The sequence below is a fragment of the Actinomadura rudentiformis genome (assembly GCF_008923185.1).
In the GTDB taxonomy this organism is placed as follows: domain Bacteria; phylum Actinomycetota; class Actinomycetes; order Streptosporangiales; family Streptosporangiaceae; genus Spirillospora; species Spirillospora rudentiformis.
Genome location: NZ_WBMT01000018.1, coordinates 113,207 through 136,103 on the forward strand (window position 1 = coordinate 113,207; position 22,897 = coordinate 136,103).

The 22,897-nt window shown below is 69.7% G+C and carries 21 protein-coding genes; 12 read left to right on the forward strand and 9 right to left on the reverse strand.

Features of this window, described 5'->3' with window-relative positions; translation table 11 throughout:
• The 4 genes from F8566_RS33625 to F8566_RS33640 are packed head-to-tail and all read left to right on the forward strand — an operon-like array spanning position 1 to position 3,914.
• Entirely contained in the window at positions 1-930 is a 930-nt protein-coding gene (locus tag F8566_RS33625; protein WP_151565897.1) for an ABC transporter permease, read from the forward strand.
• Entirely contained in the window at positions 927-1,928 is a 1,002-nt protein-coding gene (locus tag F8566_RS33630) for an ABC transporter permease (protein ID WP_225993736.1), read from the forward strand. The genes F8566_RS33625 and F8566_RS33630 overlap by 4 nt, the downstream gene beginning before the upstream one ends.
• Positions 1,925-2,926: an ABC transporter ATP-binding protein gene (locus F8566_RS33635; RefSeq protein ID WP_151565898.1), complete on the forward strand. Its 1,002-nt coding sequence runs from the start codon at positions 1,925-1,927 to the stop codon at positions 2,924-2,926. The genes F8566_RS33630 and F8566_RS33635 overlap by 4 nt, the downstream gene beginning before the upstream one ends.
• The gene (locus F8566_RS33640; protein WP_151565899.1) at positions 2,919-3,914 is read left to right on the forward strand and encodes an ABC transporter ATP-binding protein; all 996 of its coding nucleotides are present in this window, start codon (positions 2,919-2,921) and stop codon (positions 3,912-3,914) included. The genes F8566_RS33635 and F8566_RS33640 overlap by 8 nt, the downstream gene beginning before the upstream one ends.
• Here the strand turns inward: F8566_RS33640 and F8566_RS33645 are convergent.
• The 5 genes from F8566_RS33645 to F8566_RS33665 all read right to left on the reverse strand — a co-directional run bounded on the left by F8566_RS33645 (position 3,904) and on the right by F8566_RS33665 (position 9,700).
• Positions 3,904-4,887 carry a 2-hydroxyacid dehydrogenase gene (locus F8566_RS33645; RefSeq protein ID WP_225993737.1) on the reverse strand — a complete coding sequence of 328 codons (984 nt, stop codon included), beginning with the start codon at positions 4,885-4,887 and terminating at the stop codon, positions 3,904-3,906. The two genes, F8566_RS33640 and F8566_RS33645, sit on opposite strands and share 11 nt — an antisense overlap.
• Positions 4,884-6,203, reverse strand: a complete 1,320-nt coding sequence (locus F8566_RS33650) for a glucarate dehydratase family protein (RefSeq protein ID WP_225993738.1) — start codon at positions 6,201-6,203, stop codon at positions 4,884-4,886. Before F8566_RS33650 ends, F8566_RS33645 begins: the two co-directional genes overlap by 4 nt.
• A gap of 87 nt (positions 6,204-6,290) precedes the next feature.
• Entirely contained in the window at positions 6,291-7,124 is an 834-nt protein-coding gene (locus F8566_RS33655; protein ID WP_151565900.1) for an IclR family transcriptional regulator, read from the reverse strand.
• A 162-nt stretch (positions 7,125-7,286) separates the two neighbouring features.
• Entirely contained in the window at positions 7,287-8,957 is a 1,671-nt protein-coding gene (locus tag F8566_RS33660) for an FAD-binding dehydrogenase (RefSeq protein WP_151566029.1), read from the reverse strand.
• 86 nt (positions 8,958-9,043) lie between these two features.
• A complete protein-coding gene (locus tag F8566_RS33665; RefSeq protein ID WP_151565901.1) occupies positions 9,044-9,700 on the reverse strand; it encodes a TetR/AcrR family transcriptional regulator in 657 nt (218 codons plus the stop codon).
• A gap of 170 nt (positions 9,701-9,870) precedes the next feature.
• Here F8566_RS33665 and F8566_RS33670 point away from each other — a divergent pair, with 170 nt between their 5' ends.
• The 5 genes from F8566_RS33670 (at position 9,871) to F8566_RS33690 (ending at position 15,957) form a co-directional block, all read left to right on the forward strand.
• Entirely contained in the window at positions 9,871-11,136 is a 1,266-nt protein-coding gene (locus F8566_RS33670; protein ID WP_151565902.1) for a YncE family protein, read from the forward strand.
• A 197-nt stretch (positions 11,137-11,333) separates the two neighbouring features.
• Positions 11,334-12,584 carry an amidohydrolase gene (locus F8566_RS33675; protein ID WP_151565903.1) on the forward strand — a complete coding sequence of 417 codons (1,251 nt, stop codon included), beginning with the start codon at positions 11,334-11,336 and terminating at the stop codon, positions 12,582-12,584.
• Positions 12,572-13,609 carry an ArsR/SmtB family transcription factor gene (locus tag F8566_RS33680; RefSeq protein WP_151565904.1) on the forward strand — a complete coding sequence of 346 codons (1,038 nt, stop codon included), beginning with the start codon at positions 12,572-12,574 and terminating at the stop codon, positions 13,607-13,609. The genes F8566_RS33675 and F8566_RS33680 overlap by 13 nt, the downstream gene beginning before the upstream one ends.
• Positions 13,610-13,857: 248 nt before the next feature.
• Complete coding sequence (locus F8566_RS33685) at positions 13,858-15,054, forward strand: DUF5753 domain-containing protein (RefSeq protein WP_151565905.1); 1,197 nt, start codon at positions 13,858-13,860, stop codon at positions 15,052-15,054.
• A gap of 75 nt (positions 15,055-15,129) precedes the next feature.
• Positions 15,130-15,957 carry an SAM-dependent methyltransferase gene (locus tag F8566_RS33690; protein ID WP_151566030.1) on the forward strand — a complete coding sequence of 276 codons (828 nt, stop codon included), beginning with the start codon at positions 15,130-15,132 and terminating at the stop codon, positions 15,955-15,957.
• A gap of 36 nt (positions 15,958-15,993) precedes the next feature.
• Here the strand turns inward: F8566_RS33690 and F8566_RS33695 are convergent, their stop codons facing one another.
• Together F8566_RS33695 and F8566_RS33700 are read right to left on the reverse strand one after the other, a co-directional pair.
• Positions 15,994-16,344: a roadblock/LC7 domain-containing protein gene (locus F8566_RS33695; protein ID WP_225993739.1), complete on the reverse strand. Its 351-nt coding sequence runs from the start codon at positions 16,342-16,344 to the stop codon at positions 15,994-15,996.
• Positions 16,345-16,508: 164 nt separating this feature from the next.
• Positions 16,509-16,844 (reverse strand): hypothetical protein, encoded by a 336-nt coding sequence (locus tag F8566_RS33700; protein ID WP_225993760.1) that lies wholly within the window; start codon positions 16,842-16,844, stop codon positions 16,509-16,511.
• A 282-nt stretch (positions 16,845-17,126) separates the two neighbouring features.
• Between F8566_RS33700 and F8566_RS33705 the strand changes: the two genes are divergently transcribed.
• Complete coding sequence (locus F8566_RS33705; RefSeq protein ID WP_151565908.1) at positions 17,127-17,912, forward strand: hypothetical protein; 786 nt, start codon at positions 17,127-17,129, stop codon at positions 17,910-17,912.
• 61 nt (positions 17,913-17,973) lie between these two features.
• Complete coding sequence (locus F8566_RS33710; protein WP_151565909.1) at positions 17,974-18,873, forward strand: alpha/beta fold hydrolase; 900 nt, start codon at positions 17,974-17,976, stop codon at positions 18,871-18,873.
• A gap of 74 nt (positions 18,874-18,947) precedes the next feature.
• On the opposite strand, the gene F8566_RS33715 is transcribed toward F8566_RS33710, so the two are convergent.
• Entirely contained in the window at positions 18,948-19,649 is a 702-nt protein-coding gene (locus F8566_RS33715) for a hypothetical protein (protein ID WP_151565910.1), read from the reverse strand.
• A gap of 20 nt (positions 19,650-19,669) precedes the next feature.
• Positions 19,670-20,224: a hypothetical protein gene (locus F8566_RS33720; RefSeq protein ID WP_151565911.1), complete on the reverse strand. Its 555-nt coding sequence runs from the start codon at positions 20,222-20,224 to the stop codon at positions 19,670-19,672.
• 360 nt (positions 20,225-20,584) lie between these two features.
• Here F8566_RS33720 and F8566_RS33725 point away from each other — a divergent pair, with 360 nt between their 5' ends.
• Positions 20,585-22,843, forward strand: coding sequence for an NACHT domain-containing protein (locus F8566_RS33725; RefSeq protein ID WP_151565912.1), 2,259 nt, complete (start codon positions 20,585-20,587; stop codon positions 22,841-22,843).
• The last annotated feature ends 54 nt before the right edge of the window (positions 22,844-22,897 follow it).

Here is a 22,897-nt window from a genome sequence, read left to right on the forward strand (position 1 = left end):
ATGCTGACCTTCGTCCGCAGGCGCATCGTCTCCAGCGCCGTGCCACTGGTCGTCGTGATCCTGGGCGTGTTCTGCCTCGCCCGGCTCACCGGCGACCCCGCCAAGCTCTACCTGCCGCTCAGCGCGACGCCGCAGATGCGGGAGGACTTCCTGGCCCGCAACGGGTTCGACAAGCCGCTGATCGAGCAGCTGTGGGACTACCTCGAAGGGTTGTTCACCCTCGACTTCGGCGAGTCGCTCCGCACCGGGCAGGACGCCGCCGGGATGGCGCTGCGCGCGTTCCCCGCCACGCTCCAACTGGCCGGGGCGACGATGTTGCTGGCCATCGTCGGAGCCGTCCTCATCGGGAGCTGGGCCGCCTACAAGCCCAACTCGCTCGCCGACAGGCTCTCCGGCCTGCTGTCGATGGCCGCGGCCAGCATGCCCGACTTCTGGTTCGCGATCATGGGCGTGCTGGTGTTCGCGGTGACGCTCGGCTGGCTGCCCACCTCCGGTGTCGTCGGAGGCCCCGAGGTGTGGGTGCTGCCGCTGCTCACGCTGCTGATCCGCCCGTTCGGCGTCCTGGTGCAGGTGGTGCGCGGCGCGATGGTGTCGGCGCTGTCGGCACCGTACGTGAAGGTCGCACGCAGCAAGGGCGCGAGCGAGCCGCGGGTGGTCTTCGGGCACGCGCTGCGCAACGCCGCGCCGCCCGTCCTGACCGTCGCCGGCGACCTGACCGTGGGCCTGGTCAACGGCGCCGTCGTCGTCGAGACGATCTTCGGCTGGCCGGGCATCGGCAAGCTGATGATCGACTCCATCCTGCAGCGCGACTTCGCCGTCCTGCAGGCCGCCGTGCTGATCACCGCGGTGACGATCTTCGCGCTCAACATCCTCGTCGACCTGTGCCACGCCCTGCTCGACTCCCGCGTCCGGCAGGCGGTGACGGCATGACCGTGTCCGAGCAGAAGAAGGGCGGAGACTCCATGACGGCGACGCTCGACACCGCGGCCCAGCCGGAGGACGCGCGCTCCCAGGCCGGGCGCACCCGCTGGTGGACGCTGCTGCTGCGCGACCGGGTGGCGACCGCCGCCGCCGTCGTCCTGCTGCTGGTGGTGCTGGCCACCACCCTCGGGCAGCTCCTCATCGGCGACCTCGACACCAAGCAGAACCTGCGCGCCACCAACACCCCGCCCGGGTTCGGCCACGGCTGGGAGTTCGTGCTCGGCAGCGACGCCCTCGGGCGCAGCGTCCTGGCCCGCCTGATGGTCGCGGGCGGCACCAGCCTCTCGGTGGCCGTCCCGGCCGTGCTGATCTCGCTGATCGTCGGCGGCGCGTGGGGCATGTGGGCCGGCTACCACCGGGGCTGGCGGGAGAACGTGTCGATGCGCGTCGCCGACATCATCCTCAGCTTCCCGTCGCTGCTGCTCGCCGTCGTCGTCCTCTACATCTTCTCGCCCAGCGCCGCCAACATCGTCGCGGTGCTGGCCATCGCCCGCATCCCGGTCTACCTGCGCACCGCCCGCGCCGAGTCGGCGGAGCTGCGCGGGCGGCTGTTCGTGGACGCGGCGCGCACGTTCGGCACCCGGTCCGGGGCGGTGATCGTCCGGCACATCGCGCCGGTCGTCGCGCCGACCCTCCTGACCGTGGCCACGGTCGACTTCTGCTTCGTGATGCTGGCCGAGTCGTCGCTGAGCTTCCTCGGCATCGGCATCCAGCCGCCTGACGTCAGCTGGGGCCTCATGGTCGCGCAGGGCCGCCAGTACCTGCAGACCGCCTGGTGGACCGCCGTCTTCCCGGGCCTCGCCATCGTCATCACGACGGTCTCCGCCACGCTGCTGGCCTCGTGGTTCCGGCTGGCCACCGACCCCGCCCAGCGGTGGCGGCTGGCGCTGCCGCGCGGCCGGCGCGGCCGCCGTTCCGCGCCCGTCCTTCCGGAGGTGACCCAGTGAGTTCCCCGAGTTCCTCGAACGCGCCCGCCCTGGAGGTCGACGGCCTGTCGGTCGAGCTGCGCACCCGGCACGGGGAGGTGCGCGCCGTGGACGGCGTCGGCTTCGCCGTGCGGTCCGGCGAGACCCTCGCGCTGCTCGGCGAGTCCGGCTGCGGCAAGAGCATGACCGCGCAGGCGATCGTCGGGTTGCTCGACCCGGTCGCGAGCGTGACCGGCGGTTCGGTACGGCTCGCCGGCACCGACGTGCTGGCCCTGGACCGCGCCGGTCGCCGCAAGCTCGCCGGGCCGAAGCTGTCGATCGTCTTCCAGGACGCGCTGACGGCGCTCAACCCGGTGCAGACGGTCGGCGCCCAGCTCGCCGAGCCGTTCCGGATCCACCGCAAGATGTCGCGCAAGGACGCCCTCGCCAAGGCCGCCGAGCTGATGGAACGGGTCGGCATCCCCGACCCGAAGGCGCGGCTGTCGGCCTATCCGCACCAGTTCTCCGGCGGCATGCGGCAGCGGCTCCTGATCGCGATGGCCGTCGCGCTCGACCCCGACGTGCTGCTGGCCGACGAGCCGACCACCGCGCTGGACGTGACCGTCCAGGCCCAGATCATGGAACTGCTGCGGGAGCTGCGCACCGAGCGCGACATGGCCGTCGTCCTCATCACCCACGACTTGGCCGTGGTGGCCGAGCACGCCGACCACGTCGCGGTGATGTACGCGGGGCGGGTCGTGGAGACCGGCCCGGTCCAGGACGTCTTCGCCGACCCGCGCCACCCCTACACCCGCGGGCTGCTCGCGTCGGTCCCGGCGAAGGTCGGGCGCGGCGAGGAGCTGCGTTCGATCAAGGGCGGGCCGCCCGAGCTGCACGCCATCCCCGCCGGCTGCGCGTTCCAGGCCCGCTGCCCGATGGTCGCGGACGTCTGCCGCACCGACCATCCGGGCCTGGCCGAGACCGCGCCCGGACGTGCCGCCGCCTGCCATTTCGCGACCAAGGAGCCGGCTCATGTCTGAACCGACGACCAACGTGATCGAGGCGCGTGGTCTGGCCAAGACCTTCCACGTGCCGAAGAACAAGGACGGCAAGGACCGGCTGCGCGCCCTCGACGGCATCGACCTCACCCTCGGCCGCGGGGAGACGCTCGGCCTGGTGGGGGAGTCCGGCTGCGGCAAGTCCACGCTGGCCCGCCTGCTGCTCATGCTGGAACGCCCGGACGAGGGCACGCTGCGCTTCGACGGCGTCGACCCGTTCACCCTCAAGGGCAAGGAGCTGCTGGCCTGGCGGCGCCGCGTCCAGATGGTGTTCCAGGACCCGTTCGCCTCGCTCAACCCGAGGATGACCGCCGCCGACATCATCGCCGAGCCGTGGCGGACGCATCGCGACGTCGTCCCCTCGCGCCAGGACCGGCGCAAGCGGGTGCTGGAGCTGCTCGACCTGGTCGGGCTGCGCGCCGGAGACGCCGGCCGGTACCCGCAGGAGTTCTCCGGCGGGCAGCGCCAGCGCATCGGCATCGCCCGCGCGCTCGCGCTCGACCCCGAGGTGATCGTCTGTGACGAGCCGGTGTCGGCGCTGGACCTGTCCGTGCAGGCCCAGGTCCTCAACCTGCTGGACGAGCTGCAGCGTGAGCTCAAGGTGTCGTACGTCTTCATCTCGCACGACCTGTCGGTGGTCCGGCACGTCGCCGACCGGGTGGCCGTGATGTACCTCGGGCGGATCGTCGAGACGGGCACGGCCGAGGAGGTCTTCGAGGCGCCGCGCCACCCGTACACCGCCGCGCTGCTGTCCGCCGCCCCCGAGCTGGACGTCTCGGGTGCCCGGCGGGAACGGATCCTGCTGGAGGGCGAGGTGCCTTCGCCGCTCGATCCGCCGTCCGGCTGCCGCTTCCGTACGCGCTGCTGGAAGGCCGAAGACACATGCGCGACGACCGTGCCGGAGAGCCAGGCGGGCGCCGCCCATCAGGCCGCCTGCCACTTCCCGCTGGAGCCGGCCGTCAGCGGATGACGTTGCGGAGCGGGCGGCCCTCGGCGAGGGCCGCGATGTTCGCGGCGATGTCGCGGGCGCGGCTCTCGAAGGTCCGGGCCGTGTGACCGGAGTTGTGCGGCGTCAGCACGACGTTGTCGAGCTTCTCGAACGGCATCGTGCTGCCGCCGCGTCCCGCGCCCTGTTCGCCGGGCCACCACACGTCGATCCCCGCACCGCCGATCCGGCCGGCGGCGAGCGCCTCGTACAGGGCCCGCTCGTCGACGACCGGACCGCGCGCGACGTTGATCAGCAAGGCGGTGCGCCGCATCCGGTCCAGCTCGGCGGCGCCGATCAGGCCCCGGGTGTGCTCGTTCAGCGGGACGGTCACCACGACGACGTCCGAGGACGTGAGCAGCTCGTGCAGCCCGCCCGGCGGCAGCACACGGTCGAGCCGCAGGCCGCCGTCCAGGGGCGCGCCGGGGTCGCGCCGCATCGCCTGCACGCGCATGCCGAACGCGGCCGTGAGCCGCGCCACCTCCCGGCCCGTCTCGCCGAGCCCGAGCAGCCCGAGTGTGCGGCCCGCCAGCGTGTCGCCGAGCGGCAGTCCGGGGTCGACGCCGACCGACTCCCAGACGCCCTCTCGTACCAGCCGGTCCTTCCGCAGCACCTGCCGCGACAGCATGAGCATGACCATCACGACGTGCTCGGCGATGGAAGGGCCGTGATGGAAGGTGTTGCACACGGCCGTGCCGGGCGGGAGCGCGTCGATCGCGATGCGCTCGTAGCCGGCTCCCGTGCAGTGCACCAGCCGCAGCTCCGGCCCGGAGGCACGCGCCATCGCCTCGGTCATCCGCGAGCAGACAGCCACGTCAGTGCCGGGCAGCGCCGCGACGATCTCCTCGTCCGGGCGGCCGGCGGCGAGCACGAGATCATGCTCGCCCGGCGGTGCCAGGATCGATGCGAAACGGCCGATGATCGGGTCGGTGACCAGGATCTTCAACCGCGGGGTCACCAGCGGGGCTGCTTCAGCTCGTACGACGGGTCGATCCGCCTCATGTAGCCGGTGTCGTCGCGGTCGCGCAGCCCGCACCGCACGTACTGCTCGTGCAGCCGGGCCAGCCTGTCGCGGTCGAGCGTGACGCCGAGGCCGGGTCCCGCCGGGACTGCCAGGGCTCCCTCGCTGAATGTGAGCGCCCCATCGACGATCACGTCCTCGCCGGGGTCCTTCCAGGGCCAGTGGGTGTCGCAGGCGTAGGTGAGGCTCGGCGACGCGGCCGCCAGGTGCGTCATCGCGGCCAGGCTGATGCCGAGATGGGAGTTGGAGTGCATCGACATGCCCAGCCCGAAGGTCTCGCAGATCCCCGCCAGCAGCCGCGATCGGGTGAGTCCGCCCCAGAAGTGGTGGTCGGACAGCACGACCCCGACCGCGTCCCGCTTCACGGCCGGCTCGATGTCGGCGAAGCCCACCACGCACATGTTGGTGGCCAGCGGCATCGGGACCTTCTTCGCGACCTCCGCCATCCCCGCCATGCCCGCGGTCGGGTCCTCCAGGTACTCCAGGACGCCGTCCAGCTCCTGCCCGACCCGGATCGAGGTCTCGACCGTCCACGCGCCGTTCGGGTCGATCCGCAGCGGATGATCGGGGAACGCCCGGCGCAGCGCCCGGATCGCCTCGATCTCCTCCTCGGGAGGGAACACCCCGCCCTTGAGCTTGATCGCGGAGAAGCCGTAGGCGCCGATCATCTGCCGGGCCTGCGCGACGATCCCGTCCGGGTCGAGCGCGGCGCCCCAGGCGTCGGGTTCCTGCCCCGGGTGTGCCGCCCACTTGTAGAACAGGTAGGCGGAGTACTCGACCCGGTCGCGGACGGCGCCGCCGAGGAGCGCGCTGACGGGCAGGCCGGTCGCCTGCCCCTGCACGTCGAGGCAGGCCACCTCGAAGGGGGACAGGACGGCGTCGGCGGTGCTGCTGTTGGTGACCATCCCGGCCATCCCGTGCCCGCCCGTCCCGGTGTCCCCGGCCAGGCTCGCCCGCACCCGGCGGGCCAGCTCGTTCAGGTCCCAGACGCCGGTCCCGGTGATCTCCTCGGCGGCGCGCCGGAGCCGGGCCAGATGCGCGGTGTCGGCGTAGGTCTCGCCGAGGCCGGTCAGGCCCTCGTCGGTCCGGACCTCGACGATCGCGCGGATGGCGTACGGCTCGTGCACTCCGACGGTGTTGAGCAGTGGGAGGTCCCGGAAGGCGACCGGCGTGATCGTGACCTCGGCGATCCGCTGGTCTGACCGGTGTCCAGGCGTCTCAGTCGGCAAGGGATTCGGGGGCGGCTTCGACACGGGGGCGGCACCTCACAACACGATCGGCTCCAGTGATCAGCTACGTTAGCAGACCGTGTTTTCATATGTAGATGAGGCCCTCCGGGATCACACCTCCCAGGAGTCCTCGGTGAAGGGCGGCGCGGCGTGCTCGATCCGCTCGCGGGCTTCCTGCATCGCCGCCACGATCTCGCTCCCCCGGTCCGGGGTGAGGCGCGCCACCGGCACCGAGCAGCTGATCGCGTCCCGGGGCGGCCGGCCCTCCGGCGCGTACCGCAGCGCGAAGCCGAAGCAGTGCAGGCCGAGGCTGTTCTCCTCGACGTCGATCGCGTGGCCGCGCTGCCGGGCCCGCTCCAGGTCCGCCTCCAGCGCGTCCCGGTCGGTGAGGGTGTGCGGGGTCGAGGCGGTCAGCTCCTCGGGAACGTGCAGGTCGAGCGCGTCGCCCTCGCGTTCGGCGAGCAGAGCCTTGCCCAGCGCTGTGCAGTACGCGGGCATCCTGCGCCCGACCCTGCTGTAGGGGCGCAGGTACTGGCCCGACTCCCGGGTGGCCAGGTAGACCACGTCGAAGCCGTCCAGCCGCCCGAAGTGGAAGGTCTCGTCGAGCTTCTCGCCCAGCTCGTCCAGGACCGGCTTCACGATCCGCAGATGCGGATCGGTGTCCAGGTAGCTGGTGCCGGCCAGCAGGGCGCGAATGCCGATCCCGTACATCGTCCCGGAGGCGTCGGTGCGCACCCAGCCGTGCTTGGTCAGTGTGCGCAACAGGGCGTAGAGGCTGCTGCGCGGCACGTCCAGCGCCTCGGTCAGCTCGCGGAGCCGGGCTGGGCGGTTCTGCCGGGAGGCCAGCAGCTCCAGCAACTCCAGCGTCCGCGCCGCCGACTTGACCTCGCGGACCCCGGTGGTCTTGTCGTCGATGCCCGGTGACTCGTCGGACGAAGCGGCCATGGTGGGGCCTCCAGAGATCCTTGAAAGCGGATGCGTGGTGCGGGAGCTGGGGTCGCGCCAGCCTAATAGATAGGGAGGCGCTGTCTACACACGGAGAAGGTGATCCTTGGAGGCGGGCCGTGCGCGCCCTGCTCGGCTCCCTCTAGGTGATCTGCTGGTCCTCTAGGTGACCTGCTTGGCGGCGGCCCGTCCGGCGGCGCGGCCGGAGAAGAGGCAACCGCCGAGGAAGGTGCCTTCAAGGGCGTTGTAGCCGTGGACCCCGCCACCGCCGAAGCCGGCGACCTCGCCTGCGGCGTAGAGGCCCTCGACGGGCTGCCCGTCGGCGCCGAGCGCGCGGGAGTCCAGGTCGGTCTGGATGCCGCCGAGGGTCTTGCGGGTCAGGACGTGGAGCTTGACGCCGATCAGCGGCCCGGCGGCGGGGTCGAGGATGCGGTGCGGCGCGACGGCGCGGGTGAGGCGGTCGCCCAGGTAGCGGCGCGCGTTGCGGATGCCATGGAGCTGGGAGTCCTTGCCGAACGGGTTGCCGACTTGCAGGTCGCGGGCCTGGATCTGGCGGCGCAGGGACGCGGCGTCCAGCAGCGGCTTGTCGGTGAGGGCGTTCATCTTGTCGACGAGCCGGTCGAGATCGGTGGCGACGACGAAGTCGGCGCCGTGGCGCTTGAACGCCTCGACCGGGGCGGGCGCTCCCTTGGCGAGGCGCTCGCGGAGGACGGCCTTGCGGTCGCCGCTGGTGAGGTCGGGATTCTGCTCCGAGCCGGAGAGGGCGAACTCCTTCTCGATGATCCGCTGGGTGAGCACGAACCACGAATGGTCGTACTCGGCGATGTCGGGGGTCGTCCGCAGGTACTTCAGCGTGGCGAGCGTGTCGTAGCCGGGCAGGCACGGATCGGGGAGCCGCCGTCCGAGGGCGTCGAACCACATCGAGGACGGGCCCGGCAGGATGCGGATGCCGTGGCCGGGCCAGACGGGATCCCAGTTCTGCACGCCCTCGGTGTAGTGCCACATCCGGTCGCGGTTGACCAGGCGTACGCCCGCTTCCGCGCTGATGTCGAGCATGCGGCCGTCGACGTACGCGGGCACGCCGGTGACCATGCTGGCCGGGGCGGTCCCCAGGCGCTGCGGCCAGTGGCGGCGGACGATGTCGTGATCTCCGCCGATGCCCCCGGAGGTGATGATCACCGCCTGGGCGGACAGCGTGAATTCGCCGACGGAGTCACGGTTGGAGGGCGCGCCGCGAGGGGCGTCGTCGGGCGCGAGGACGGTGCCGCGCACGCCGGTGACGGTGCCGTCGTCGACGATGAGCTCGTCGACCCGGTGGCGGTGGTGGAACGTCAGGCGCCCGGCCTCGGCGGCCTTGTGGGCACTGCCGACGAACGGGGCGACCACGCCGGTGCCCGTGCCCCAGGCCACGTGGAAGCGAGGCACCGAGTTGCCGTGACCGTCGGCGCGCAAGGCGCCCCGTTCGGCCCAGCCAACGATGGGCGTGAGCGAGATGCCGTGGCCGGCCAGCCATGAACGCTTCTCACCGGCGGCGAACTCGACGTAGGCGCGGGCCCAGCGCACGGCCCAGGCGTCCTCGTCGTCAACGCGGTCGAACCCCGCGCTGGCCTGCCAGTCGTTCCAGGCCAGGTCGAAGGAGTCCTTCACCCGCAGGCGGCGCTGCTCGGGCGTGCCGACCAGGAAGAGGCCGCCGAACGACCAGAACGCCTGCCCGCCGAGGTTCGCGGCGTTCTCCTGGTCGACGAGCGCGACCGTGCGGCCGCGCGAGGTGAGCTCGTGCGCGGCCACCAGACCGGCCAGGCCCGCCCCAACGATGATCACATCGGCGTCCATGCAGTCCTCCTCGGCTCGGCCGGCGTGCGGCCGCTCGGTGTCGTTCCCATCGGTGCCGTCCTGTCCCAGCACGATGATCCAGCTAATCAGGCCGTCGGGGGAGGGGAGACGTGCAGGCGGTCGAGCAGGATCTGCAGGAGCTCGTCGATGATCTGGTCGAGGGTGGCGTCGACCCACCCGACGGCCCAGTCGTGCATGAGACCGTTGATGGCCCCGATGAACGCGGCCGCCGTCACGCGGTAGTCGCGGGACGGGATCTCGCCGCGCTCGGCGGCCTGCCGGGCCTGCTCGCTGAGGAAGTCGATCCAGCGGGCCCTCCGGTCGAGGCGCTGGCGGTCCAGGCGGGGGCTGACGCCGATGATCTCGACGAAGGCGATGCGGGTGTGCCGGGGGTCGGCGGTGGCCCCGGCGGCGTACGCGCGGAACAGCCGGGTGTAGCGGTCGGCAGGGGCCAGCTCTTCCAGCCCGGGAAGCACGGCCAAGACCGACTGCTCGGCGATGTCGTTGACGTAGAGGTGCAGCTCGGCCAGCAGGTCTTCAAGGGTGCGGTACTCCTCGTAGAACTGGCGGGTGGACAGCCCGGCGGCCTTGCAGACATCGGTGATCCTGGTGGCGCGGTAGCCGGGTCCGGCGCCGAAGAGGTCCAGGCCGGCCTCCTGGAAGCGCCTGCGGCGTTCGGCCTGCCGTTCACCCGCCGACCTGCCCCCGTACCGGCCGGCCGCCGGCGTGATCCTTCCTGTCACCCGCGTCCTCCGCTCCGCGTCGCCCCGATTTTCCCCGATCGGGCCTTGTGGTGGGCGTCACGTCTGCCTACTATCCAGTAACCAAGTCTGAATATGGAGATATTCAGACTAGGCGGGGACGCGCACGGCCCACGCCTTCCTCCCCTCCCCCCACCCCTGGAGGAACCCAGATGCTCTCCTCGGTCACGGCACGCCGGTGCAAGCTCCTGCTGGCAGCCGCCGCGGCAGCGGTCATGGCGGCCGGCGCGGTGGTCTGCGCGGGCCCTGCGAACGCGGCACCCGCGAACGCGGCACCCCTGCAGGAAGTGATGCTGGTCGGCAACAACTGGGAAGGCACCGCCGACGTCATCAAGTCCCGAGGCGACTTCGCCAAGATCGGCCGCATCAACCTCATCCCCGACAAGGACGACCGGCTCCGCGAGATCTACCTCAACCCCGTCCGGCTGGCCTTCTTCCTCGGCATCCGGGAGACGGTCGGCGAGGGACACGACCAGTTCGTCGACGACATGTACTCCACGCCGGACGGCTCGGCGATCGTGGTCTCGCGGCCGAGCTTCGCCGACGTGGCCTCGATCGACACCGCCACCGGCCGGCTCAAGTGGCGGTTCCCCGTCTCGGGCTTCCGCTCGGACCACATGGCGGTCTCGCCCGACGGCTCGCGGGTGGCGGTGTCGGCGTCCACCGGCAACACCGTCCACGTGCTGAACATCCAGACCGGCCAGCAGGTCGGCTCGTTCAAGACCGGTGACAAGCCGCACGAGAACGTGTTCACCCGCGACGGCAAGATCTGGAACATGTCGATCGGCGAGGTCAACAACGACTTCGACGCGCCCTGGCAGGACTTCCTGAAGGGCGACCGCAAGATCACCATTGCCGACGCCGCCACGTTCCAGCAGGTCAAGGTCATCGACATGCGGCAGCGGCTGGACGCCTTCGGCCGCAAGGACTTCTCCGACGCGGTGCGCCCGGTCGCGTTCACCCCCGACGAGTCCAAGCTGTACTTCCAGGTGTCGTTCTTCAACGGCTTCTTCGAGTACGACGTCGCCACCGACAAGATCACCCGGGAGAAGGTGCTCCCGAAGAACCCCGGCACCAGCGACGACCGCACCACCTTCGTCAACGACTCCCGCCACCACGGCATGTCCATGAACCCCCAGGGCACCAAGCTGTGCATCGCCGGGACCATGGACGACTACGCCACCGTGGTCGACCGCTCCACCCTGCGGGAGGGCCCGCTGGTGCGGGCGTCCAAGCCGTACTGGGCCACCGTCAGCGGCGACGGCAGGGCCTGCGTCATCTCCGAGAGCGGCGCCGACCAGGTCACCGCGATCGACTTCGCCACCGGCCACAAGATCACGTCGATCCCGGTCGGCGACCACCCGCAGCGCGTGCGGGTCGCCCAGCTCCCGACCGGCTGGACCGGCCCGAACAGCTGATTCAAGGACCACATCCCAGCCCCGGCCCGCACCCCCTCGGGCCGGGGCACCTTGGTTTGTACGGGTGGTGGTTTGTACGGGTGGTGGTTTGCAGGGGCGGACGGTTACCTGGGCCACGGCAACCTGAGCGCGTGCGGCCCGGTGCCTTCGTAATCTCGGCGTACGCGCTAAGGCATTCGCCACCGAGGGGAGCCCTCATGCCCGCCGCAGCATCCACGCTCGAGACCCTTTCGGCCGAACTCACCTCCCTGCGGCCCCGCATGGACGCGGTGAGCCTGGCCATCCACGCGAGGCCGGAGTTGAAGTTCGCCGAGTTCCATGCCCAGAAGCAGCTCGCCGGCTGGCTCGCGGAGTCGGGATTCGCGGTGCGGCTGGCCGCTGGAGGTGTGGAGACCGCCTTCGTGGCCGTCCACCAGGGAACATCGCCCGGCCCATGCGTGGCCGTCCTGGCGGAGTACGACGCGCTGCCTGACGTGGGCCACGGCTGCGGCCACAATCTCATCGCCGCCGGGGGAGTGGCAGCGGCGATCGCGGTCGTGCGGACGCTGCCGGAGCACCCGGGCACGGTCGCGGTCATCGGCACGCCGGGTGAGGAGATGGGCGGCGCCGGCAAGGTGCGGCTCGCCGGCGCCGGTGTCTTCGACGGCGTCGACGCGGCGGTGATGTTCCATCCGGGGGACCGTTCGCTGACGTTCCGTCCCGGATTGGCGGCGGCGCACCTCCGCGTCGCCTTCAACGGGGTGAGCGCGCACGCCTCGGTGTCACCGTGGCTGGGACGCAGCGCGCTGGCGGGGGCCCAGCTGTTCCTCCAGGCGTTGGACGCGATGCGCCAGTTCGTTCGGCCAACCGTCCGGCTGCACGGCATCATCTCCGACGGCGGTCAGGCGCCGAACGTCGTGCCCGCCCACGCCGCCGTGGACCTCTACGTCCGGGACCGGACGGCGGCGTCGGTCGAGGATCTGGTCGGACGGGTCCACGACGCCGCCAAGGGCGCGGCGCTGGCCACCGGCACGACGGCGGCGGTCGGCGAGACCGGCCCCCTGTACGCCGAACGCCGCGACAACATGGTGCTCGCCGAGCGGTTCGCCGAGGCGGTGCGAGCGCTGAACGTGGACATCGAGCCCGGTGACCCCGACGGCCCGGCAGGCTCCTCCGACATCGGCAACCTGTCGGTCCTGCTGCCGGTCATCCACCCGTACATCCAGATCGCCCGCACCGGCACGCCCGCCCACTCCGCCGCGATGCGCGACGCGGCCGCGACGCCGTTCGCCCACGAACGCACGCAGGTCGCCGCCACCGCCCTCGGCCGCGTGGTCACCGACCTGCTCACGCGACCGGCCCTCCTGGCCGAGGCGCAGGCGGAGTTCGCGGCACGTCGACAAGCCGGTGGACGAGCCGGTGAACGAACCGGTGAACGAGCCGGTGAGTCGCAGCCATGTCCGTCGTGATCATCCTGGAAGGGGTGGACGCGGACCGGTTCACGGTCGCGGTGTCGCCCCTTGCGGAGCTGGCTGCCGGCCTCCATGTGCTGACCGAGCACGCCCACCACCCCGAGCAGGCGCCGTGGGCCGTCGAGGTCATCCGTACGGCTCCGCCCGCGTTCCGTTCCGGGCTCCGGCGGTTCGCGCCATTGTGGACCGCGCTGCGCTGGCGCGCCTTCTACCCGGGCCTGAACGGGGACATCTCTCTCGATCAGTTCGCCGAACTGACCGCGTACACCTGCGTCAGCGGCTACCACGGCTTCGACTTCAGCCGTCTCCTGCATGCCCCCGGACAAGCCGCCGCGCTCCGCCAAGCCGCTTCCAGACTTCCTGAGCCACACCTGCGCTTGGCAGAGGACCTGCTGGACGACGCGGAGAGTCTGCGTGCAGACGTCAGCGCCTTCGTCGATCTGTGCAGGGAGGTTTTCTTCAACGACCTATGGTCCGAGACCGAACCGATCCTCACTCGTGCCGCCCACCTCCTACGGCGAAGGCTGGCAGACGAAGGCCCCGCCGCCGCCCTGGCCTCCCTCAGCCCGTCCGGTGTGACGTCGACTGATCCCACGCGGGTCATCTTCGACAAGGTGCACCACGCGATCATCAATCCGGCGCGTACACCGGTCTTTCTCATCCCGACCCGGTATGGCGCCCCGCACCTGCTGGCCAAGAACGAACCGGGCCTGCCGCCCGTCGTTCACTTTCCTGTGGAAGGTCCGGGCGTGAGCGTCACCCTGGCACGCAGCCGCCTCCTGGCACTGACCGATCCGAGCCGGGCACGCCTGTGCCGCCTCATCGCCCGGCAGGCGATGACCACCGCCGACCTGGCCGAGCGCCTGTCGATGACCCGCCCCCAGGTGTCCCGCCATCTCCGCGTACTGCGCGAACTGGGCCTGGTCCGCGTGGAGCGCAACGGCCGCTACGTGCACTACGGCCTCGACCTGGCAGCGGTTGAACGCATCGGCCGCGACGTGGCGACGGCCTTGCAGCACTGAAGGAGCCGGCCGATGCGCCATCCGATCACTGAATTGACGGACCTGGATCGTTCCGGCCATTGGACCGTTCCGCCCTTTCCCGGATACTGGCGAGTATCCGGGAAAGGATCCACCGGCCGGGGCCGGTGGGATAGGGATTTGGTGGCATCTGACCGGTGCTCACCTAGAATCTGATACGACCGTGGTCCTCGCCCGCGCCACCAGTGCAGGTGATCGAAAGGGGCCATGTAATCGATAGGGCCATGAACATGACAGGTGAGGATCGCGCGCGACGTTACGCCCCGCTCATCAGGCTCCTTGTCCGCAATCGCCGCATTGCGGATAACCCCTCTTATGCCACCATTGAACGGACATCCATTCGCCTGACCGAATCCCATGCGGTGGTCTGCGGCGTCGCAGTTCAGGTGGTGCCCAGCTCCAGTGCGAATGATCTCCTCAGGCGGGAGCGTGGACGCCGTTCGTTGAAATGGGACCTGGTGGCGTCACTTTGGGCGGTGCTGTACTGGATCGCGCGAGACGATCAACTGGACGTCGGCGCCATGCATTCTCTGGAGGAGCTCCGCCGGCTCTTCGACGAAGCCGCAGACCAGCCCGGCGCCACGGCTCACGGACCGAGCCGGACCATCCGTACGGCATCGCGTGGCGCCGTTGCGGACGGTGAGGCGCCCGCCGGTAAGGGAAGCGCCACCCGACTGGATGTCTCTGTCCCTGCCGATGCGGCACTCTCACACGGGATGGCGGAGATGACTCCTGTCGCCCATCGCCAGCAACATCAGCGTCAGCAGGCCACCGGGCGGCTGCTGGACGAGACGCGCCAGCGGCGTTCCAGCGCCTGGTGGAATGACCATGACGACATCGTGCCGGAATCGTGGGGCCCTTACCTGACCCTGGAGCAGGAGCTCAGCGACATCCGCGCCTATGCTCCGCGGTGGTTCCCGGCCCTGCTGCAGACCTCTGATTACGCTCGACATGCAATAAGAGCGGACATGCCTGGCATCGACGGCATCACCCTGGAGAGGCTGGTCGGACTGCGCATGCGACGTCAGCAACTGCTGCGCCGTTCCGATCCGCCCAGCTACTGGGCCATCGTCAACCAGCGAGTTCTCCAGGAGACCAGCACGCCGGCGCACGTCATGCGGCCACAGCTGAAACATCTGATCACTCTGGCGAGCTTCCACCACATCAGGGTGCAGTTCGTCGCCGATGACGCCGCCGAACAGATCATTCCCCCGATCCCGATGGCGATCATGCGCTTCGCCGAGCCCGCCTGCTCGGACATGGTGTACATGGAACACGAGATGCGTGGCACGTATCACTGGAAGCCCAGTGACATCTCTCATTTCCATATCTGTCACAGCCATCTGGTGGTCAAAGCGCTTGAACCCGATGAAACCGTCGGCATGCTCCTGGAGGTTCTTGACCGGCTCCAGCCAGGAAATCATTGAGCTCGTGCGTCCGCGGGGATTGTCTGATGTGATGGGGAAACAGCACACCCCCCGGTGTCCGCACGGAGGCTAATGATGACCGGCGGCAGCAGCCTTGGAGCTCCGGACGATCACGGAGACCATCGCAGTGACGAGATCGATACCAGCGTTCCGCATTCGGCACGGATCTGGAACTACTGGCTGGGCGGCAAGGACAATTTCCCCGTCGACCAGGACGCCGGCGACACATACGCCGAGACCTTTCCCGGCATCTTCGACATGGCTCGCGCCTCCCGGGAGTTCATCGGGCGCGCCGTCACCTATCTGGCCGCTGAACAAGGCATCCGGCAGTTCCTGGACATCGGCACCGGCCTGCCCACGGAGAACAACACCCACCAGGTCGCCCAGCGAGCCGCACCCGAGTCCCGCATCGTCTATGTGGACAACGATCCGCTGGTACTGGCCCATGCCCGCGCGTTGCTGACCAGCAAACCCGAGGGTGCCACCGCCTACATCGACGCCGACCTGCATGACCCGGAAGACATCCTCGCCCGGGCGAGCTCACTCCTGGACCTCTCCAAGCCGATCGCGCTCATGCTGATGGGGATCCTGGGCCATGTCAGCGACTACGGCGAGGTCGTCTCGATCGTCAAACGCCTCCTGGAGCCCCTTGCCTCAGGCAGCTATCTGGCCGTCTACGACGGCACCGCCACCGATCCCGACCTGCTCAAGGCCCAGCAGGGGTACGACGACACCGGCGCCGTGCCCTACCGGCTGCGCAGCCCCGAACAGGTCGCCGCACTGTTCGACGGGCTGGACGTGGTCGAACCCGGCGTCGTGCCCATCCCGCGCTGGCGCCCCGACCCCAGCCCGATTCAGCCCGTCGACGTCGACGTCTACGGCGGAGTCGCCCGCAAACCTTGAGTCGCCCGCAAACCTTGAGACGAACGGCACGGCCACTCAGGCGCTCAAGGTCTCTCGCAATCGGACCACGGCGGGGCGTGACTCCAGATGCAGGCGTGCGACGTCGAGGCCCTCATCGCCCAGGATGACCAGCAGTGCCGAGTCGGCGATCGCGTAGACGACGATATGGCCGCTCTGGCACCGGGTGACCACCTCGCGCAGTTCCCCCATGCCGACTTCCTTGCCCGTGCTCTTCCCCAGGCCCAGCGCTGCGGCGGCGAGCGCGGCGAGGACGTCGGGGCGCACCTCATCGGTGTCGGACGCGATCAGAATTCCGTCGACGGAGGCGACGGCACTGTCGGTCAGGCCTGTCACCTTGTCGCGCAGCGTGTGAAGTTCTGAGAGCACGGTCTGTGTGCTCGTCGTATCAGGCATCGTCTCGGCCCCCGGGAGTGTGACGGCGCGTACGACCAGCCCCTGTCGCTGCGCGGACCACGATAGTGGGCGTGCGCAGGGCGATCGAAGCGAGATGGCGCGGAGATCCAGACTCGGCGTCCGCGAGGCTGGTCGCTCTAGAGGCTCAGAGCGTTGTCGATGGCGCGCAGGTTGTGGCGCGCGAGGGCCAGGTTGGCCCGAGAACGGTCCAGCGCCAGGTACAGGAACAGCCGGGCGCCGCCGCGCTCAAGCACTCGGATCAGGTGGTACTGCTTGTCAAGCGTGATGAGGATGTCCTCGATGGAGTCGTTGATCCTCAGCGCCTCCAGCGTGCGGACCTTGGCCCTGATGACCTCGGTGTTGCCCGCCGAGGCGATCTCCAGGTCGAGGTCCTTGCCCCCTCCGGCCGATCCGAGCGACATGCCGCTCTCGTAGTCGACGACGGCCGCGCCGATGGCACCCTCCGTGGCCATGGCTTCCTTGAGCGCGGATTCGATGTTCACTCATGTCCCCTTCATCTGGGCCCGACCAGCTGGATCTGATCGCCCCCGGGCCTGGTGACGGATGCGTCGGCGCCCACCCCGAGCGACCGTGTGCTCCGCTTGATCTTCGGCAATATACCTGGACAAGTTTGAGCAAGTGGCCCATTTCGCCCATCGATGCGAGCGTTCACATCCTTGACCTCTCCCTGGACCGGGCCTGGCAAAATGCGCAAAGCGTGATGCGACACCATCGACTCGTGGGGGATCGACACTGTGACCGCAGCATCTCTTCCAGCCGACCCCTCCGCTTCGCCGGAGCCGGCCGGCATCCTCAGCTCGGCCCTCAAACGCCGAGCGCAGGACCGCTTCTCCGGAACGCTGCGCATCGATGGTGGACAGGACGGAACGGTGACGATGGCGGAGGGGCTCGTCATCGCCGCGGCCACACCCGCCTCGCCCGGGCCTGAGTCGCTCTTGTTGCGTTCAGGCCGGATCTCAGACGACGAGTGGACCGAGGCGTTCGCCGCGGCGGCCCCCACGGGCCGGATGCCCGCCGAACTGGTCGATCGGCAACTCGTCGGCCCGGCAGGCCTCCAGGTGCTGACACAGGTGGCGGTCATGGACGCGGTCTTCGCCATGGCGCTGTGCGGTGTACAGACATGTACGGCTCTGCCCGCCGGGGATGACGACCTGGCGCCGCTCCTTCCCGCCGAGCCCGGCATCGAGGTCGACCGGCTCCTGCGGGAGACCACCCGCCGGCTCATCACGGCCGCGGAGTGGCGGCCGCTCGGGCTGGGATTTCACAGCCGGCCGCAGCCGGCTCACGAGCGTGCGGACCCGCCCGTCAACGAGTCCCGCGCCGACGTCCTGGCCAAGGTCAACGGACGTCGCACCGTCCGCGACATCGCCTTCGTCCTCGGCCGCGGCATCTTCTCGGTGATGAACGACCTGGCCGTCCTCGCGCAAGACGGGCACCTGACCTTCAATCCCTCCGGTACCGGGTCAAGGCCGAGACCCGCCCGAAGCCATCAGCCGGACCAAGCTTCAGCCCGTACATGACGTCGTGACCAGATGCTCTTGGCCACGCATACCGTCCCGGCCATGTGGAAGGCTGCCCAGGGTGTCGGCTGGCTTCGAGGGCTTCGCAGAGTTCGACGTCACCACGTCCGGGACGACGATCCACGGAGTACGTGGCGGGGCGGGGCCGCCGGTCCTGCTGTTGCACGGAATTCCCGAGACGCACCTGATGTGGCATCGGGTGGCGCCGCGGCTGGCCGAGCGCTTCACGGTGGTCGCGACCGACCTGCGTGGCTTCGGTGCCAGCGGCACACCGCCGAGCACGCCCGACCACGCGCCGTACAGCATGCGCGCGATCGCCCTCGACCAGGTGGAGGTCATGCGTGCGCTGGGGTACGAACGGTTCGCCGTGGCCGGGCATGATCGGGGCGCGCGCTGTGCGTACCGGATGGCGCTGGATCATCCGCAGGCCGTCACGCGGCTGGCCGTGCTCGACATCGTTCCCACAGGCGATGCCTTCGACCGCGCGGACAGGGACTTCGCCCTCGGGTATTGGGTGTGGTCCTTCCTGGCGGCTCCCGAGCCCGTGCCCGAACAGCTGATCGCGGCGGCGCCCTCGATCCTGGTGGACCACATGCTGAACGCCTGGTCACAGGCGCCGGATGCCTTTCCTCCCGAGGTGCGGGCCACCTACGCCGCGCAGTTCGCCGACCCTGACACCGTGCACGCCATCTGCGAGGAGTACCGCGCCGCCGCGACGCTCGACCACGAGCACGACCGGGCCGACCGTGGCAGGCGGCGCATCACCTGCCCGACGCTCGCACTGTGGAGCGCGGCAGGGCCGGTCGCCCAGTGGTACGAGCCGCTGGAGGTCTGGCGAGGCTGGGCCGACGACGTCCGTGGCGCCGCCATCGACTCCGGGCACTTCCTCCCCGAAGAGGCGCCCGACGAGACCGTCCGGCACCTTCTCGATTTCCTCGCCGCGGCGCCGACCACCCCGTAGGAACGCGTCCCATCGGTGAAAGGGCGATGGCCGACCCCGGTGTCGAGGGTCGGCCGTCGCCGTTCATGGGCCTGCTATTTGAAGGCGGCCGAGAACTGGTTGACGGTCTTGGCGCGCTTCCAGCCGGTGGGCAGCTCGTCGGCCTCGACGCCGACGCCGAACATCTGGGTGTCGCTCCGGCCCTGGAGCCAGAGACCATCGGTGTACGGCGCGTACAGAGGTGCGCCCGCCGGGATGTTCGCCGGTCGCACCACGGTCTCTGCGGGGGAGGGGCTCCAGTCGGTGATGTCGTCGAGGACAGCCACGACCTTGGCCTGGGGGTTGAGCGCCGCGAGCTTGGCGGGCGAGGTGGTCCCGTCGGTGTAGACCGAAACGTAGACCTTCCCGCCCACCACCCGGCGTGCGTCCCCGTCCAGCACCTTGTGGACGTTGACGACGAACGTGACGTAGGTTTCCTCGGAGCCTGCCTGGGGGGACTGGGCCGGATTCGCGGCGGCCAGCCGGATTCCGTCCTCCACCTTCGTCAGCGTCCCCTCGACGATGAGGTCGGCCTTCTTCCTGGCGTCCGCCGGGGACGTCAGCGGTGTGTAGTCGACCTGGACGTTCTGTCCGGCCAGTTCGGTCAGTTCGCGCACCGAGCCCGTCGTCACCGAGCCCGAGTCGCTGGCGCCGCTGACGGCGGCGGTCCGGCCACCGGAGTCGGTGCCGGAGCACGCGGTGGCCGTGAACGCGAGGGCGAGCGCGGCGGCGGACATGACGACGATGTTCGTCTTCATCTTGAGGTCTCCCGCTCGGCTCAGTAGGACGCGTTGACGTGGCTGCGGTCGTGGGCGGTGAAGCTGCGCCAGACGATCGAGCGGCTGGGGACCTCGCCCTCGAACATGGCGCACTCGTGCGACCCCGTGGCGTGGTGGCCGAAGCCGATGGTGTGCCCGATCTCGTGCAGGGCCGTCTTGCGGTAGTCGTACCAGTCGTCGGTCCCCTTGGCGAGTTCGGGGAAGTCCATCCAGATGGTGGCGCTGTCGCACCTGGGACCGATGGTCTTGGTGCACCTGGTGCGCCCGCGCAGCCCCCCTTCCAGATTCTTGGTGCGCCAGATGACGTCGGTCTTGATCGTGCAGCTCTCGGAGCGGGCGGACATGTCCGTGGTGTTGGCCAGGCGGTTCATGCCCCAGACGGCTGAGGTCCTGCGATTGGTCGTCCAGCCGCCGCCGGTGATGCAGTACGTGTGTGTGGCGTTGTCGGCCAACCGCTTCTCCGGCCACGGAGTCGCCTGTGCCTGGGCTTGCACGGCCACCAGGGCACCAGAGGCGACGGCCGCGACCGTGAGGATCCGGAGTGCGCTGTTCACGCCACGAGTCCGGCGCCTCGGAATTTCGAGGGGAGGGGAATGTGTCATTTCACCATCTCGTTCGCATGGGGGGTAAGGGCGCGCCGAGGTCTTGAAAGAGCAGCTAAGCCGTTCACCAAGCGTTCACGTAAGATGCCACGGCACTATGCGGATTTAGTGCTGCGGGCCCATGACCTGGCAGCCTTTCTCGCAAGCCCCGACTATGCCCAGCCCTCTGCCGGCGGCCTCACTTTGCGGCTGTTTCTGTTGCACAAGACGTAGAGCGGGAGTTGTCAACGAGGCGATCCTTCCTTCTGGAAGTCCGATCGGCCGGCCAGACTCAGAGGCAGGCTGGTGCCCGGCTGCAGAAGGGTGACGCGGATGACGCCGGAAGAGATCGCCCGGTCCGCTGAGAACTGGTACCGGGAGCACGGGTACGAAGATCCGCGAGCACTGGCGGCGCGGCTGGCTCAGGCGATGGGCGACAGCAGGCTGAACGAGCACGCTCGCACACCCTTGCACCTGTCGATGGCCTGCGAGCTCTTCGCGGTCTCGGAGACTGCGCCACTGCCCGTCAGCAGGACCGGGTTGTATCGGAGGTTCATCGACCTTCGCTGCGGGCGGTTGCCCGCAGGCGGCGGGTTGCGCGGGCTCGCTCACGAACTGCGTGACGGGCAGAGCCTGTTGGAGCTGGCGCAGACCTACTTTCATCCGCCCGACCAAGTCGTCGGGCAGCTCCTGGAGCCGAGCGGCCTCTTCGTCCGCCATGGGGCGGACTATCGGTTCGTGGACGCGAGCTACCAGGACTATCTCTGCGCCGAATTCATCCAGGCCGAGCGGACTGGCTGGCTCTCGCGCCGGAGATATCTGCGTCCTCGCGACTCGTGGCCGGAGCGGGATCTGCGGGTCGCCGCGTTCCTCATAGGGCTCTGGCTCGAAGACGGGCAGGACCTGGGCAGGTGGTTGCGGCTGCTCCTGCGGCGGAAACGGAACCGGGTCGCCAGCCTGCGCTTGCTGGCCATGGTGGTGGATGACGGCGTACCGCTCCCCGACGCCATCAGGACGGGCACCGTCCAGCGGCTGCAGCAGCTGGTCGCCGAACCGTTCGGGTCACCCGGAACGCCGGACGGCTGGAGCCGCCTGGTCGAGGCGCTGGACATGGTCGACCCCGAGCAGGCCCAGAACATCTTGGACGATGTGGTCCGCCGGAGTCACACCCACGGGCCCGGGGCCGCCGAGCTGCTCCTGCGACGCGATCGCCGGCGCGCGCTGGACGCCATGGCGGCCCAGATCCAGGACCGGCAGATGATCTCGTCGGTGCGGGCGCGCATGCTCGAGCTCCTGACGCGACAGCTCCCTCCGGAGGAAGCGGCTCAGGCTCGTGCCGTGGCGGCGCTGGACCCGTCCATGGGTGAGGCCGGTGTGCAGCAGGCAACAGCGGTGCTCAAGCACGACCCGGCTCGCGGACTGGACCTTCTGGAACATCAGGCTGATCACAGCGACTGGAACGACGAGGCCAGGTTCAAGGCGGCCCGGGAGCTCTTCGGTCAAGATCCGGCCAGGGCGGTGCCGCTGCTGAAGAAGCTCGGTCTGTCATCCGCGCGGAGCCCTCAGGTGCGCTACGACGCCGGCAGGTTGCTCGGCGCGGACGGCAATGAGGTCTTCAGGGAGCTGGCGCTCGACTCGGGCGTGCACAACGCGCATCTGCGGATCAACGCGGCCGTCAAGGTCGAGCCTGCGGCCGAGGCCGACAGATGCCTCGCGTCCATCGCCAAGGAGGGCGGCCTCGATCCGGCAGGGCGGCTGGCCGCGGGGAGCGCCCTGTTCGACCGGGATCGTGTGCTCGGGCTGGAGGCACTGGAGCCGCTGGTGATCGACCGGAGCACTCCCGTTGACATCAGCCTGGAGGCGGCGTCCACTGCCGCCTCTGCCGACGGCGGTGCGTGCTTGGACCGTCTCGCCGGCGCCAAGGAGCGGCCGGTCTACTCGCGCAAACAGGCGGCGATCCTGCTGCGCCGGTACAAGCCCGCATGGGCTGCGAAACATCTGAGCGAGCTGGCTCTCAACGCCAAGATGTCCAATGCGGAACGGGTGAACACCGCGACCGCCGCCGCCGGCGCGGATCGCGAAACCGGCGAGCAGACCCTTGTGGCGCTGGCGACCAAGAAGTTCCACAACCCGGACGACCAGCTGAACGCCGTTGGGGAACTCAAGAAACTCAACCCCGCGCAGGCCACGAAACTGCTGGTCCGGTTCGCCGGCGACTGGAGGGGGCCGTCAGCCCTGGACGCGGCGCTCGCCATCGATTCCAGGCGCCAGCGCATCACGTCGTTGGCCAAGATCGCTGACCGCTCCATCGACACCACGATGAGGCTTCAGGCCATCGGCGAAGTCGGCAAACTCGACAAGCGCGAGGCGACCCATCTCTACGAACGCCTGCTCGGCAGGCAACGTCACCTCAGCGGCCACGACATGCTGGAGGTCGCGCTGGCCTTCCATGACCACGAGCACCGTGCCGCGGCCGGCCACCTCAAAGCCCTCGCCGGGAACCCCAAGCTCAACATGGACCTCCGCAAGCGAGCCAACTCCTGCCTGCCCAGATCTCAGCAGGTCGATCTTGATCCGCGGTCTCGCCACTAGCCGAAGGTGATGCGCCTTCGGCGATCTCGGCCCTCTCGCCGTGGGGGTGTGTTG